The sequence below is a fragment of the Microbacterium sp. genome (genome assembly GCF_039812165.1).
In the GTDB taxonomy this organism is placed as follows: domain Bacteria; phylum Actinomycetota; class Actinomycetes; order Actinomycetales; family Microbacteriaceae; genus Microbacterium.
Genome location: NZ_JBDIAB010000053.1, coordinates 1 through 15,047, shown reverse-complemented (window position 1 = coordinate 15,047; position 15,047 = coordinate 1). Strand labels below are relative to the sequence as shown.

Below are 15,047 nucleotides of genomic sequence, written 5' to 3'. Positions count from 1 at the left end.
CCTGCGTGAACGTGAGCTCCTCGTGCACGAGCGGGACGTGCTGGGCCGCCGTGATCTGGAAGATGAGGTCGACCGACGACCCCAGTTCCAGGTCGAGGTCGGCGGTGACGGAGCGCAGCACGAGGATATGATCGCACGCCGCGCGGGGGCGCGGACGCGGGGCCGGATGCCGGCCCCCTCCGCCCTCCTCCGCCCACCGCGGGCGGGTGCCCGGGCACGGCGGGATCGTGCCCGGCGCGGTGATAGTCTCGATCGGTACGCCTCCGTAGCTCAGTGGATAGAGCGCCGGTTTCCGGTACCGTAGGTCGCAGGTTCGACTCCTGTCGGGGGCACACTTCTCTTCACCGCCGAGCTCTCTCGCACGTCGGTCAGCGCGCCCAGAACTCGACCTCGCTGATGGCGGTGTCCTCGGGTGCGTTCATGCCGCCGACGCGGGGCGTCTCGACCACGAGCGATGTCGACGCGCCACGGCATGCCGCGCGCCGCGTTCGCTGAAAGGATGCTGGGAGCCATAGGCTCGAACCAGGAGTCCTGTGCCCGACGACGCGCGCACCCCGGACGGTCGCCCCGCCCGCCGCAGCGCGCTGACCTCGGTCGCACGACGCCCGCGAGCACAGCGAAGGGTGACGACACATGACCCCGGCATCGCCGACCGCCAACGCCCGAGGCATCGGGACCCCGTCGAGCGCCTGGAGGATCCGGCGCGACGCGTGGGAGCATCTCGGGTACGCCCTCACGGAGAGCGCGCGGCACCAGGAGCGCGGCTCGGCGGGCCGCCCGCCGAGCGCCGCCGAGATCTCCCGGCTCATGGGGCTCCTCTCCTCGCTCGAGCCCTACTGGGCGGTCCCCGGCGTGCGCGTCCTGAACGCCGTCCGCGACCTCGCCGAGCGCGGCGGCTACCACGAGGCGCGCGAGCTCGTCGAGGGCGTCAACGACATCTTCCTCAAGCACGGCATCCGCCCCGAGGCCGAGCCGACGGCCTCCGACGAGGACGGCCTGCCGTCCGCGCTCGACCCGGCGATGTCGACGATCGTCGAGGTGCTCGTCGTCGACGACCGCCCGTTCGAAGAGACCGAGAAGTTCCGGCAGGCCCTGCTCGCCCAGCGGCGCCCGACCGACGACTTCGCGTACGAGGTGAACTTCGTGCCGACGGCGGAGGACGCCGTGGCCGCCGTCATCGTCAACCCCAACATCCAGGCGTGCCTCCTGACCCCCCGGTTCGGCCGCGAGACGATCGGGCGCCTCAGCCGCCAGCTCGCCGGGTTCGTCAAGGCCCGACTCGGCTCGCGCGTGTCGTCGCCGCGCGCCGCCGACCGCATCCTGGGCCTCGCCTCCACGATCGGCGAGCTGCGTCCCGAGCTGGACGTGTACCTCCTCGCCGGCGTCGCGCTGGAGTCCCTCGCGAGCACGCTCACCGGCCGGTTCCAGCGCATCTTCGGACGGAACCAGTTCATCGACCTGCACTCGTCGATCCTGGGCGGCATCGGGCAGCGCTACCAGACGCCCTTCTTCACCGCGCTGCAGGAGTACAGCCGGCATCCCGCCGGCGTCTTCCACGCCATGCCCATCTCGCGCGCCGGCTCGGTGCACGACTCCCCGTGGATCAACGACCTCGAGGAGTTCTACGGCCTCAACCTGCTGCTGGCCGAGACCTCCGCCACCGCGGGCGGGCTCGACTCGCTGCTCGAGCCGCGCAGCTCGATCCGCGCGGCGCACGTCAACGCGGCGCGCGCGTTCCACAGCCAGCGCACCTACTTCGTCACCAACGGCACGTCGACGGCGAACAAGATCGTCCACCAGGCCGTGATCGCCCCCGGCGACATCGTGCTCGTCGACCGCAACTGCCACAAGTCGCACCACTACTCGCTCGTGCTCGCCGGCGCGTACGTCAGCTACCTCGAGGCGTACCCGCTCGACGAGCACTCGATGTACGGCGCGGTGCCGATCGAGGCGCTCAAGCGGCGCCTGCTCGAGTTCCGCGACGCGGGCATGCTCGACCGGGTCAAGATGATCGCGCTGACCAACTGCACGTTCGACGGCATCGTGTACGACCCGCGCCGCGTCATGGAGGAGTGCCTCGCGATCAAGCCCGACCTCGTGTTCCTGTGGGACGAGGCCTGGTTCGCGTTCGCGTGCGCGCACCCGATCTACCGGCGGCGCACGGCGATGCAGGCCGCGCACGACCTGCACGCCGCGTTCGCCGACCGGGCCTACAAGCGCCGGCACGCGGAGCAGCAGGCGGCGCTCGACGAGCTGACGGATGCCGGCGGCCCCGACGACAGGGCGGAGGCCCTCATCCGCACGCGGCTGATCCCCGACCCGGCGAAGGCGCGCGTGCGCGTCTACGCGACGCAGTCCACGCACAAGACGCTCACGTCGCTGCGGCAGGGATCGATGATCCACGTGTTCGACCAGGACTTCGTCTCGCTCAGCATCGAGCCGTTCAGCGAGGCGTACATGACGCACACGTCGACGTCGCCGAACTATCAGATCATCGCGTCGATGGACATCGGCCGCCGCCAGGTCGAGCTCGAGGGCTACGCGCTCGTGCAGCGGCAGACCGAGCTCGCGCTCAGCATCCGCGACGCGGTGGCGCGGCATCCGCTCCTGAAGAAGTACTTCCGCGTGCTCGGCACGCGCGAGCTCGTGCCGAGCGAGTACCGCAAGAGCGACAGCGCGAACCCGGCGCGCATCGGCCTGGCCGCGTGGGATGCCTCGTGGCGCGACGACGAGTTCGTCGTCGATCCCAGCCGGCTCACGCTCGACATCAGCGCGACGGGCGTCGACGGCGACACGTTCAAGCACGACTACCTGATGGACGGCCACCGCATCCAGGTGAACAAGACGAGCCGCACGAGCGTGCTCCTGATGACGAACATCGGCACGTACCGCAGCTCGGTCGCGTACCTCATCGAGGTGCTCGTGAAGATCGCGAACCAGTTCGAGCACGAGCGCTCGCTGGGCCTCGACCACCGCGCGAACGCGCGCAAGCCCGACGAGGTGCCGCCGCTGCCCGACTTCAGCCGCTTCGCCGACCGCTTCCAGCGCGGCGGCGGTGCGGGCGACGTGCGCGAGGCGTACTACGCGTCGTACGATCCGACGGCGTGCGAGTTCGTGCCCTCGGCGCGCGTACGCGAGCGGCTGGAGCGCGGCGAGGAGGTCGTGTCGGCGAACTTCGTGACGCCGTACCCGCCCGGGTTCCCGGTGCTGGTGCCGGGGCAGGTGTTCACGCTCGGCATCCTCGACTACATGGACGCGCTCGACACCCGCGAGATCCACGGGTACCACGAGAGCAGCGGCTACCGAGTGTTCGTCTGAGCACGGCGTCAGCGCGGGTCGCGCGCGTCCGGCGGCGGCGCGACCGCGCGGCCTCTCGCGATCTCGCCCGCGACGACGGCGGCTCCGCTCGTGAGGAGCGCGCGGCGCCACGGCAGCACGCCGTCGATCTCGATCTGGATCGTCATCGACAGCACGGTGCGGATGAGCACGATGATGCCGAGGATGACGGCGTCCTCGATCGACGGCTTCGACGTGATCGTGCGGATGAGGTCGGCCGCGACGAGCACCTCGAGGCCGAGGAGGATGCCGCCGCCGAGCGTGCGGCGCAGCGTCAGGAACGCGGTCGCGCCGCCCTCGCCGCGCTGCAGCGAGCGGATGCCGAGCACCACCGCGATGACGGCTCCGACGACCATCGCGACGGCGCCGATCATCTCGAACCCGACCGCGACGCCGAGGAAGACGGTCTCGATGCGCTCCACGCCGCCCAGTGTAGGGGCGCCCCCGCGTCACCGACCCGCAAGAGGTCGTCGGCACACGAAGATCGCCCCCGGGAAACGGGCCCGAAGGCCACGCCCGGGGGCGATCATCATGCGGTCTCGGTCTCTGTGTCCGGAACCCTGACGGGAACTTTCGTCTCTGTTTTCCTTCGCGTCACTCAAATTACTCCTCGCCCGCGTACAGTCAAGAGGTCGCTGCGAACTCGCTTCGACCTCCACCTGAACGTGAGAGTTCCAGCCCGCCCGGTCAGGGCGACGGAACCAGGAACAGGCCGTCCCACAGTCCCGGGTTGTGCGCGTAGACCAGCACCGCGAAGACCACCGCATCGAACAGCAGGTGCACCGCCACGACGTAGGCGAGCGAGCGGGTGCGCACGAAGATGACCGCCTGCAGCAGCGCGAACGGGATCGTGAGCACCGGTCCCCACGCCTGGTAGCCCAGCTCCCACAGGAACGAGACGAACACGATCGCCTGCAGGACGCCGGCCGCGGCATCCGCGAAATGGCGCCGCAGCAGCACGAACACGGTGCAGATGAAGAACAGCTCGTCCCAGATGCCCACCGCGCCCACGCCGACGAACAGCCGCGCGACCAGGTCGGGCGTGTCGACCACGGGCCAGTTCTGGTACACGCCCGACGTGATGAAGTAGAACGGCAGGATCAGCCAGCCGAGCACGAGCACGCCGCCCAGCCACGCCCACTGCCACGGCCGCCAGCGCTCGCCGCCGCGCCACGGGAAGCGGATCGCGCGGTCGCGGTACACCCAGCGCGACACCGCGTAGGGCACCGCGACCGCGCCGCCGAGCGCGAGCGTGAACCGCAGCATGGCGAGGTCGTCGAGCTCGGCGCGCAGGTCGATCGCGTTGACGATCACGAGGCCCATCGCGATGAGCGACAGGTCGCGCACGAGCGAGGGGGCGGATGCCGTCGCCTCGCGTCCGCGGCGCCACGGGCGCTCCACGAGCACGGCGCCCGCCATGGCGGCGGCCACGAGCGCACCCCCGGCCCACGGCATCCGCGCGACGAAGAACGCCGGCGCGGCGAGGCACATGAGGAGCGCCGGCACGCTCGCGATCGACACGAGCGGTCGCTCGCCGTGGCTCGTGTGGGCGGTCATGTCAGCGGTCCAGGGGGTGGGCGAGCTCGTCGCGCGGCATGCGCGCGAGGGCGATGACGGCGAAGCACAGGACGAACGGGACGACGCCGGCGACGACGAAGATCACCGGGATCGGCACGACCTGGGCGACCGGACCGGCGAGCGCCATCGACACCGGCATGAGGGCGAGCGACACGAAGAAGTCGAGGCTCGACACGCGCCCGAGCATGTGACGCGGCACCCGCCGCTGCAGGAGCGTGCCCCAGATGACGTTGCCGTAGCTGAACCCGAACCCGCTCAGGAAGCAGCTGACCGCCATGAGCCAGTACCAGTGGGTCAGTCCGATCACGATGTAGGGCAGCGTGCTGACGCCCCACACGAGCGTCATGACGGTCAGGTAGCGCCGCGGCAGCCTCATCGACGACACGAAGATCGACCCGATCACGCCGCCGGCGCCGAAGAACGCGAGGAGGAAGCCGAACAGCCGCGGGTCGTCGCCGAATCGGTCGCGCGTGATGAACGGCAGCAGCACCTCTTCGGGGCCGAGCATGACGAGCACCCAGACGGTGGAGTACAGCAGCGTCCACAGGAGCCACGGCGTCCGCGCGGTGAACGAGACCGCCTCCTTGAGGTCGTGCACGATGCCTTGCGGCGTCGTCTCCTCCACGCCGATGGCGGATGCCGTGGGCTCGGGCCGCAGGAACAGCAGCAGGACCAGCGCGAGGACGTGCGCCGCCATGACCGCGCCGGCGGCGTGGCTCGGGATGAGCGCCGCGAGCAGCATGCCGGCGGTCGCCGGTCCCGCCGCCTGCTGGAGCGCCGGGCGGATGGCCCCCTCGAGCCCGTTGGCGGCGAGCAGGTGCTCCTGCGGCAGGATGCGCGGCAGGAACGCGCTGTAGGCGGGGAAGAAGAACCCGGCGCTCGCGCCGAGGAGGAGCGAGACGACCACCAGCTGCGGGATCGTCACCGCGTCGAACCAGCCCGCCACGACGACCGAGCCGGTGGCGACGACGTTGACGACCTCGACGGCGCGCAGGATCAGGCGGCGCGAGACGCGGTCGGCGACGATGCCGCCGGGGATCGCGCAGGCCAGCAGCCCCACCGCGTTCGCCGTGGCGACGAGCGACAGCTGCAGCGGGCCGCCGCCGATCGAGATGACGGCGTAGACCATGACGACCGCCCACATGCCCGCGGCGAAGATCGACAGCACGATCGCGCCGAACAGGATGCGGAAGTCGCGATGGCCGAGCGGCCGGAAGGCCCGCCAGCGGTCCCGCGCGGCGGGCTCGGAGACCTGTTCGCTCACGTGCGCTCCCGGCGCCGGTACGTCAGGTCGCGGATCTCGCGCCCCACGCGCAGGCCCTTGCGCTCGAACGCGGTCATGACCCGGCCCTCGTGCCGCGGCGCCCACTCGCCGTCGAACGCGGGGTCGAAGTCCACGGCATCCGCCATGACGTCGCGCATCTGCCGCGCGTAGTCCTCCCAGTCCGTCGCGAGGCGCAGCACTCCCCCGTCGCGGAGGACGCGCGCGGCGATCGGCGGGAACTCGGGCGCGACGAGGCGGCGCTTGGTGTGCTTCTTCTTGTGCCACGGGTCGGGGAAGAAGACCCAGAGCTCGGCGGCGCTCGCCGCGGGGAGGAGGTGCTCGAGCACCTCGGGCGCGTTCGCCTCGACGAGGCGCAGGTTGCCGACGCCGGCACGGTCGGCGTCGAGCATCGTGCGGGCCAGGCCCGCGCGGAACACCTCGACGGCCAGGAAGTCGGTGTCGGGACGGGACTGCGCGGCGTGCACGATCGCGTGGCCCTGGCCGGAGCCGATCTCCACGACGAGCGGCGCCCGCCGCCCGTACACCTCGGCGGGCTCGATCGCGGCGCCGGGGCGCACGCTCGTGGCGGCGACGTCGCGCTCGACCTCGAGCAGGTAGCGCGGCGCGAGCTCGGCCCATGCGCGCTCCTGGCCGTCGCTCATGCGGCCGCTGCGGCGGACGAACGACACCGGCCGGTCGCGGAACCGCGGCGGGTCGATGGGCGCGCTCTCCGGCATCCCTCCAGGCTACCGACGCGCGCGGCCCACGCGCGCAGGACGCCCCTAGGCGATGCGCTCGTTGGCGGCGTGGAGCACCATGCCCACGTGGGCGTCGCTCAACGCCCTCGCCTTCACCGGGTCGGGCTCGAGCAGCGCGTTGACGAGCCGCAGATGCTCGAGGTACATCTTCTCGCTGTCCTGCAGGTTCCAGTTGATGATGTCGACGAGGAGCAGCGAGCCGATCATCAGCTCGTGCTCGAGGCGCGCGAGCATCTTGTTGCCGGTCAGGCCGACGATCGCGACGTGGAGCTGGACGTGGGCCATGGCCGCGGCGTCGTGCTGACCCGCCGTCACGCTGCTCGCGTAGTCCGCGAAGGCGCGCTGGAGGCCGGCCCGATCATCCTCCGACGCCTGGGCGCAGTTGTCGGCGGCGAACCCCTCGATGAGCATGCGCGACTGGAGGATGTCGCGCACCTCGTCGCTCGAGTAGGCGCGGACGCGCGCGCTGCGATAGGGCTCCTGATCGAGGTAGTGCTCGGCGACCAGCAGGCTCAGCGCCTCGCGGACCGTCGTCCGGGAGGCCGCGAAGCGGTCGGTGAGCCATCTCTCGGTCACCGGCGCCCCCAACTCGAGCTCACCGCCGAGGATCAGCCGCTTCACCTGTTCCGCGATGTAGGCGGGTGCGGGAGCGCTCTCGGTGAACGTCTCCTGCCTTCGTCGCGCTCGTAGAGCCCGCGATTCGAAGCGCTCCGGAGTCTGGCGCGGGTGCGTCGGCATCGCCCCTCCCGAAATATTGTCGAACAAATCCTGAAATTCGCTTGAAACGCTAGCCGAAATACGCTCTACTTGGGTCCCAAGATTGTTGGACATTCGTGATTGTCCAACAACCTGCGGTTCCAAAGGAGGAGTTCGGCAGTGATGAGCAGTGAGAACGTGGGCGGCGTCCACGACGACGGCAAGCTGTGGGGAGGCCGCTTCACCGGCGGCCCCGATCCGGCGCTCGAGCGGATCTCCCGCTCCCCTGCGAGATCCTTCGAGCTGGCGCCGGAGGACGTGCGCGGCTCCATCGCGCACCTCGGCGAGCTCGAGCGGTGCGGCATCCTCACCGCCGACGAGCGCGCGACCCTCGCGACGGCTCTGCGGCAGATCGGCGACGACCACGTCGCCGGCCGCATCGCCCCGTCCGAGAAGGACGAGGACGTCCACGGCTACCTCGAGCGCACCCTCATCGAGCGCGTCGGCGCGGTGGGCGGCAAGGTCCGCGCCGGTCGCTCGCGCAACGACCAGACCTCCAACGACCTCCGGCTCTGGCTGCGCGGACGCGTCCCCGCGATCGCGGAGCTGCTCGACGAGCTCGTGCAAGCCCTCATCGCGCGCTCCGTCGACGCCGGCGACGCGATCGTCCCCGGCTTCACCCACCTGCAGCCGGCGCAGCCGCTGCTGTTCGGGCATCAACTCCTCGCCCATGCGCAGACGCTCGCGCGCGACCTCCGCCGCCTCGTTGCGGCGTGGGAGTCGAGCGCGCTCTCGCCGCTCGGCGCCGCAGCCCTCGCGGGCAGCTCGTTCCACGGCGACCAGGTCGCCATGGCGAGGGAGCTCGGCTACCGCGACGTGGTGGCGAACTCGATCGACGCCGTCAGCAGCCGCGACCACGTGATCGACTTCCTCTACGCGGGCGCCTCCATCGGCACCAACCTGTCGCGCCTGGCGGACGAGCTGATCCTGTGGGGCACGCAGCAGTTCGGCTGGATCCGCCTGCACGACGCCTTCTCGACCGGGTCGTCGATCATGCCGCAGAAGAAGAACCCCGACATCCCCGAGATCACGCGGGGCAAGGCGAGCCGGCTCCAGGCCAACCTCGTCGGCATGCTCGGCGTGATGAAGGGCGTCCCGTTCTCGTACAACCGCGACTTCTCCGACGACAAGCACTACGCGTTCGACACCTCGGACGTCCTCGACGTCGTCCTCCCCGCCATGACGGGCTTCGTGCTGAGCATGCAGCTCGTGCCGGAGCGCATGGCCGCGCACGCCGCGCAGGGCTTCACGCTCGCGACCGAGCTCGCGGACTGGCTCGCCGAGCAGGGCATCCCCTTCAGCGAGGCCCACGACATCACCGGCCGCGCGGTCGTGGTCTGCGAGCAGCGCGGCGTCGGCCTCGAAGACCTGACCATCGCCGACCTGACCGAGATCGACGCGCGGATCACGCCCGACGTCCTCGACAGGTTGACCCTCGAGTCGGCGGTCGCCCGCCGATCGGGGGCGAACGGCACCGCACCGGTGCGGCAGGACGCGCAGCGCGCACGCCTGCAGCACGAGATCTCCACCTGTCTCGCTGTATTCGACCCAAGGAGGGACAACGAATGAATGCCATCGCCCAATCGACCTATCGGGTCGTGAAGCTCAAACACTGGGGGCGCTATCTCGCGGGCGCGATCACGATCGCGGTCCTCGCCTCGATCGTCATCGCGTTCGCGCGCGCGCAGATCGACTGGGGCGTCGTCGGCGAGTACTTCACCGCCACGTCGATCCTGACCGGCTTCGCGGTCACGATCTTCCTGACGATCATCTCGATGGTGATCGGCATCCTGCTCGGCGTGCTGGTCGCCGTCATGCGCCTCTCGAAGAACCCCGTCGTGTCCGGCATCGCCTGGATCTACGTCTGGTTCTTCCGCGGCACGCCGGTCTACCTGCAGCTGCTGCTGTGGTTCAACATCGCGCTCATCTTCCCGCTCGTCGGGATCCCCGGACTCCTCCAGGCGCGCACGGTCGACCTCGTCACGCCGATGATCGCCGCGATCCTGGGCCTGGGCCTCAACCAGGCCGCGTACACCTCCGAGGTCGTCCGCGCCGGCATCCTCTCCGTCGACGAGGGTCAGACCGAGGCCTCCAAGGCCCTCGGCATCAACGGCATCACTACGATGCGCACGGTCGTGCTGCCGCAGGCGATGCGCGTGATCCTCCCGCCGGTCGGCAACGAGGTCATCGGCATGCTCAAGACGACCTCGCTGGCATCGGCCATCGGCGCCTCCGAGATCCTGAACGAGGCGCAGCACATCTACCTGGTCAACAACATGATCATGGAGCTGCTGATCGTCACCGCCATCTGGTACCTGATCGCGGTCTCGGTGATGTCGTCCATCCAGTACTACATCGAGCGCTACTTCGCGCGCGGCAGCACCACCGCGGCGCTCCCGCCCACCCCGATCCAACGGATCGCCAGGATCTTCGGCACCCCCGGGAGGACCAAGTGAACACGTCGCCCGCTCTCGTCCGCCTGCGAGACATCCACAAGTCGTTCGGCCCCCGCGAGGTGCTCAAGGGCATCGACCTCGACATCAGCAAGGGGGAGGTCGTCTGCATCCTCGGCCCCTCCGGGTCGGGCAAGTCCACCCTCCTCCGCGCGATCAACTTCATCGAGCGGCCGACGTCCGGGTACGTCCACGTGGGCGACCAGATCATCGGCTACCGCCGCGACGCGCGCGACCCCGACGTCCTCCACGAGCTGAAGGAGGATCAGATCGCCACGCAGCGGGCGACCATGGGGATGGTCTTCCAGCGGTTCAACCTGTTCCCGCACATGACGGTGATGGAGAACATCACGCACGCCCAGCGCATCGTGAAGGGCACCAAGCTCGCCGAGGCGAGGGCGATCGCGCTCAAGCTGCTCACGCAGGTGGGCCTCGGGGACCGCGGGGACTCGTACCCTCGCCAGCTCTCCGGCGGCCAGCAGCAGCGCGTCGCGATCGCCCGCGCGCTCGCGATGTCGCCCGACCTGATGCTGTTCGACGAGCCCACCTCGGCGCTCGACCCCGAGCTCGTCGACGACGTGCTCGCGGTCATGAAGGAGCTCGCCCAGGAGGGGCTGACGATGATCGTCGTCACGCACGAGATCGGCTTCGCCAAGGAGGTCGGCGACCGGGTCGTCTTCATGGACGGCGGCGTGATCATCGAGCAGGGACCGCCCTCGGCGGTCATCGACAACCCCCAGCACGAACGCACCCGGGCCTTCCTCTCCCGCGTGCTCTGACCCGATCCACACACACCACGATCAAGGAACCACCATGAACAAGAAGACCCTTCTCAAGGTCGCGGCCGCGGGCGCCGCGATCGCGCTCCTCGCCGGCTGCAGCAGCCCGGCCGGCGGCGACGGCGACAAGCCTGCCGACGGCGGCGACGCCGGCCTCACGACCATCGTCGACGGGACGCTCACCGTCGGCCTCTCCCCCGACTTCCCGCCCATGGAGTACCTGGACGGCGACAAGCTCGTGGGCGCCGACGTCGACATCATGACCGAGGTGGCCAAGCGCCTCGAGCTCGACGTCGCCTTCGAGCACCAGAAGTTCGACCAGCTCATCAACTCGGTGCGGACGGACCGCGTCGACGTGGTCGTCTCGGGCATGTCCGACACCGTCGAGCGCCAGAAGACCCTCGACTTCGTCGACTACTACTCCTCGACCGGACGCTTCTACACGACCCCCGCGCTGGCCGGCGACTTCACGAAGGCGGAGGATGCCTGCGGCGCCTCGGTCGCGGTGAGCACGAAGACCGACTACTACCCGGCCCTGCAGAAGTTCAGCGCGGACGTGTGCGAGGCGAAGGGGCACGACCCGATCGAGATCGTCGGCACGGACTCGGGCGCCGCGGCGCGGCTCCAGCTGGAGCAGGGCCGCGCCCAGCTCGCCGTGCAGGGCGCCGAGAACCTCGCCTACTTCAACCAGCAGACGCCGGACACGTACATCATCGTGCTCGACGTGCTCAACGAGCAGCCGTTCGGCGCGGCCGTCCGGAAGGGCAACACCGCGCTCGCCGAGGCGATCCGCGACGTCCTCCAGGAGATGCACGACGACGGCAGCATGGCCGACATCCTGGCCACGTACGGTCTCGAAGCGGGACTCCGGGAGCCGGAGATCAACGGAGTCACCGAGTGACATCCGCTTCACGGACGACCCGGGCGGATGCCGTATCCGCCCGGGTCGTCCTGGCCTTCGACTTCGACGGCCCCACCGGCGACGCCATGGTCACGGGACGCATCTGGCAGCGCCCGGGCTACTTCACCCTCGGCGCGTACGGCGCCCACCGCGCCGTGCCGCGCATCCTCGACATCCTCCGGGACCATGGCGTTCTCGCCACGTTCTTCACCCCCGCCTGGGTGGTCAGGACCTGGCCCGAGCTGTGCCGACGCGTCCTCGAGGAGGGCCACGAGATGGCAGGGCACGGCGATCTGCACGAGATGTTCTACGGGCGCGACCGCGACGACCAGGCGGCGATCCTGCGGCGGAGCCAGGACACGTTCCGCGACGTGCTGGGACGGCGCGCACTCGGCTTCCGCGCGCCGTCGGGCGACATCGCGCCCGACACCCTGCCGCTCCTCGCGGAGTTCGGGTACACCTACTCCAGCTCGATGCGCGGCGCCGACCGGCCCTACCTGCATCGGGAGGTCCCCCTCGTCGAGATCCCGGCGAAGTCGCTCTTCGACGACTACTCGGTGTTCGCCTACCACCGCGCGCCCGACTTCCCCCGCGGTCTCGACCGGATCGCCGCGTATGCGCCGGTCTTCCGCAGCTGGCGCGAGGAGATCGACGCCGCGGCCGAGGAGGGACTCACGGTGTCCACGATCTGGCATCCGAAGGTCATCGGCACACCCGGCCGCGCGGTGCTCATGGACGAGTTCATCGGATGCCTGATGGCGCGCGACGACGTCCGCGTGCTGCGCGCCGACGCGGTCGCCGCCGAGTTCCACGAGGGCGAGGGGCACGCATGATCCGGCCGGACGGCGCCGCCTACGCCTTCGCGCTCTCGATCGACGTCGACGGCGACCTGCCCCTGCTCGCGGACGACCCCTCCGCGGTCGACCGCGAGAAGACGCGCTCGGCGGGTCGCTACGGCCCCGATCACGGGGTCGCGCGACTCTCCGCCCTCCTCGCCGATCTGGATCTCAAGGCCGACTGGTTCTTCCCGGGACTCGTCGCGGCCGAGCATCCCGACGTCGTGCGCGCGCTCCACCGCGCCGGACACGGCATCGGAGTGCACGGGCATCGGCACCTCGACTTCGACCGGCTGACGCTCGAGGAGCAGATCGCCGAGATGACGTCGGGCCGGGCCGCGATCGAACGGATCACGGGCGCGCCGGCGACCGGGTTCCGCACGCCGGCGGGCGAGTGGGCGGCGGGCTTTCCCGAGGCCATGGGCGCCCTCGGCTTCCGCTGGTCGTCGTCGCTGCCCTCCGATGAGCTGCCGTTCCCCCTCACGCGCTCCGGGCTCGTCGAGGTCCCGTTCCGCTACGAGCTCGAGGACAAGCAGTACCTCGCCTACAACCTCGACCCCGCGTTCCCGCCCGGCCAGTCGCGCATCACTCCGCTCGAGACCGTGGAGGAGAACTGGTGGCACGAGGTCCGCGGCGCGGCGCGTTACGGCACGCTCGTCCATCTCCGCCTGAACGCGGAGGTCATGGGCATCCCAGGACGCGCTCGCATGCTGCGGCGGTTCCTGAGCGGCGTCCGGGCGCGGGGCGACGCCTGGTTCGCGACCTGCGACGAGCTGTGCTCGGTCACGATGCGGCATGCCGACGACGGACGGCATCCGTACGCGCTCTTCCTGGACCTCGTCGAGAAGCGGGCATGAGCGCTCTCGCGAGCGAGCTGGGCGAGTGGATCGCCGGTCTCCGCCTCGCGGACGTCCCGCCCGGGCTGCTGTTGAAGGCGAAGGACCACCTGCTCGACACGATCGGCGCGGCGGTCTCCGGCGACGGACGTGAGCCCGTGCGCGTCGCCGCGCGGGTGTTCCGGGCTCCTGGCACGGTCCGCCTGCTCGTCGACGACGTCCCGCGCGATCTCGTCGACGCGGCGAGGGTGAACGCCGTGGCGGCCCACGCGGCCGAGATCGACGACACCGAGGGGTGCGACCACACCGGCGCCGTCGTGGTGCCGACCCTCCTCGCGCTGCTGGAGCGGGATGCCGGGCGCCGCACCGGTCACGAGCTGCTCGTCTCGATGATCGCGGGCTATGAGGTCGGGCGCCGCATGCAGAGCGCGCTCGGCGGCTACGACGCGCACAACCGCTCGGGCTGGCACTCCACCGCCACGTGCGGCGTCTTCGCCGCGGCCGCCGCGGCGGCCCGGGCGCTCGGGCTGAGCGCGGCGCAGTGCACGTCGGCGCTCGCGATCGCGGCGAGCTCCAGCGCCGGGACGTGGGCCTTCGCCGAGGACGGCTCGATGACCAAGCAGCTGCACGTCGCGAACGCGGCGGGCGCCGGGCTGCTGGCGGCCCTCCTGGCCGAGGCGGGTGCGACCGGGCCCGGGGCGATCTTCGACGACGTCTGGGGCGGCTACTTCCACACGCATGGGAACGAGCACGTGCGGCCCGGCGCGCTCGTCGCCGGGCTCGGCGACCGCTGGCACGCCGCGCACTCGGCGATCAAGATGTACGCGGCCTGCCGCAGCGCGCACCCCGCTCTCGACGGGATGGTCGACGCGCTGCGCGCAGGCGTGCTCGCCGCGGGCGACGTGGAGGCGGTGTCGATCGAGCTGAGCCCTTTCCTGCGGGCGATGATCTGCCCGGAGTCGCCGCGGACCGTCGAGGCGGCGCGCATGAGCCTGCCGATCTCGATCGCTCTGCTCCTGCTCGGCCGGCCGCTCTCCCCTGACGCCTACGAGGACTTCGGCCACGCGGACGTCGCCGGGCTGCTCCGGCGCGTCGAGGTCGTGGAGACGGACGCCCTGCCCGACCCGGCGTCGGTGCGCGTCACCGTCCGGGCGGGCTCGGTGACGCACGTGATCGAACGGGCGACCGCTCGCGGCAGCGCGGAGCAGCCGTTCAGCGCGGCGGAGGTGCAGGAGAAGTTCCGCCGGCTCACGGTGCCGCGGATCGGACGGGATCGCGCGGAGGCGATCGTCGGCTACGTCGGCGCCCTCGGCCCCGCGCCGGCCGGCCCCCTGCCGGCCGTGTGGGGCTGATCGCGCCGCGGCGGAAGGGTCAGGCGGTCACGAAGTCGATGAGCTCCTCGACGCGGCCGAGGAGCGCCGGGTCGAGATCGCGGTACGAGCGCACCGAGCCGAGGATCCGCTGCCACGCCCGTGCGAGATCGGCGGGGGTCTGCGCCGGCCAGCCGAGCGCGCGGCAGACGCCCGTCTTCCAGTCGACGTCGCGGGGCA

14 protein-coding genes and 1 tRNA gene are annotated in these 15,047 nt (G+C 70.9%); 9 read left to right on the top strand and 6 right to left on the bottom strand.

The genetic code is table 11. From position 1 onward, the window contains the following. Positions 1-259 precede the first annotated feature (259 nt). Both WML84_RS06520 and WML84_RS06515 read left to right on the top strand, forming a co-directional pair. A tRNA-Arg gene (locus tag WML84_RS06520) sits at positions 260-332 on the top strand. A gap of 301 nt (positions 333-633) precedes the next feature. Beyond that, complete coding sequence (locus WML84_RS06515; RefSeq protein ID WP_347345332.1) at positions 634-3,318, top strand: ornithine decarboxylase; 2,685 nt, start codon at positions 634-636, stop codon at positions 3,316-3,318. Positions 3,319-3,326: 8 nt separating this feature from the next. Here WML84_RS06515 and WML84_RS06510 read toward each other — a convergent pair whose 3' ends face one another. From WML84_RS06510 to WML84_RS06490, 5 genes are all read right to left on the bottom strand, one after another. Further along, positions 3,327-3,758, bottom strand: coding sequence for a DUF1622 domain-containing protein (locus WML84_RS06510; RefSeq protein ID WP_347345331.1), 432 nt, complete (start codon positions 3,756-3,758; stop codon positions 3,327-3,329). A gap of 265 nt (positions 3,759-4,023) precedes the next feature. Then, the gene (locus WML84_RS06505; protein ID WP_347345330.1) at positions 4,024-4,893 is read right to left on the bottom strand and encodes a CPBP family intramembrane glutamic endopeptidase; all 870 of its coding nucleotides are present in this window, start codon (positions 4,891-4,893) and stop codon (positions 4,024-4,026) included. Position 4,894: 1 nt separating this feature from the next. Continuing rightward, entirely contained in the window at positions 4,895-6,178 is a 1,284-nt protein-coding gene (locus WML84_RS06500; RefSeq protein ID WP_347345329.1) for an MFS transporter, read from the bottom strand. Continuing rightward, positions 6,175-6,915 (bottom strand): tRNA (guanosine(46)-N7)-methyltransferase TrmB, encoded by a 741-nt coding sequence (trmB, locus tag WML84_RS06495; protein ID WP_347345328.1) that lies wholly within the window; start codon positions 6,913-6,915, stop codon positions 6,175-6,177. Before trmB ends, WML84_RS06500 begins: the two co-directional genes overlap by 4 nt. A 45-nt stretch (positions 6,916-6,960) precedes the next feature. Further along, a complete protein-coding gene (locus WML84_RS06490; protein WP_347345327.1) occupies positions 6,961-7,674 on the bottom strand; it encodes a GntR family transcriptional regulator in 714 nt (237 codons plus the stop codon). 141 nt (positions 7,675-7,815) lie between these two features. Between WML84_RS06490 and argH the strand changes: the two genes are divergently transcribed. From argH to WML84_RS06455, 7 genes are read left to right on the top strand one after another with little or no spacing between them, the layout of a single operon-like run. After that, a complete protein-coding gene (argH, locus tag WML84_RS06485) occupies positions 7,816-9,261 on the top strand; it encodes an argininosuccinate lyase (RefSeq protein WP_347345326.1) in 1,446 nt (481 codons plus the stop codon). Then, the gene (locus WML84_RS06480; protein WP_347345325.1) at positions 9,258-10,148 is read left to right on the top strand and encodes an amino acid ABC transporter permease; all 891 of its coding nucleotides are present in this window, start codon (positions 9,258-9,260) and stop codon (positions 10,146-10,148) included. Before argH ends, WML84_RS06480 begins: the two co-directional genes overlap by 4 nt. Then, positions 10,145-10,924: an amino acid ABC transporter ATP-binding protein gene (locus WML84_RS06475; protein ID WP_347345324.1), complete on the top strand. Its 780-nt coding sequence runs from the start codon at positions 10,145-10,147 to the stop codon at positions 10,922-10,924. The genes WML84_RS06480 and WML84_RS06475 overlap by 4 nt, the downstream gene beginning before the upstream one ends. Before the next feature lie 34 nt (positions 10,925-10,958). Next, positions 10,959-11,825 carry a transporter substrate-binding domain-containing protein gene (locus WML84_RS06470; protein ID WP_347345323.1) on the top strand — a complete coding sequence of 289 codons (867 nt, stop codon included), beginning with the start codon at positions 10,959-10,961 and terminating at the stop codon, positions 11,823-11,825. Then, a complete protein-coding gene (locus tag WML84_RS06465) occupies positions 11,822-12,658 on the top strand; it encodes a polysaccharide deacetylase (protein ID WP_347345322.1) in 837 nt (278 codons plus the stop codon). The genes WML84_RS06470 and WML84_RS06465 overlap by 4 nt, the downstream gene beginning before the upstream one ends. Then, complete coding sequence (locus WML84_RS06460) at positions 12,655-13,518, top strand: polysaccharide deacetylase family protein (protein ID WP_347345321.1); 864 nt, start codon at positions 12,655-12,657, stop codon at positions 13,516-13,518. Before WML84_RS06465 ends, WML84_RS06460 begins: the two co-directional genes overlap by 4 nt. After that, entirely contained in the window at positions 13,515-14,849 is a 1,335-nt protein-coding gene (locus WML84_RS06455) for an MmgE/PrpD family protein (protein WP_347345320.1), read from the top strand. The genes WML84_RS06460 and WML84_RS06455 overlap by 4 nt, the downstream gene beginning before the upstream one ends. Positions 14,850-14,868: 19 nt before the next feature. Here WML84_RS06455 and WML84_RS06450 read toward each other — a convergent pair. Beyond that, positions 14,869-15,047: DUF3097 family protein (locus WML84_RS06450; RefSeq protein WP_347345333.1), on the bottom strand; the 179-nt coding region annotated here is incomplete at its 5' end.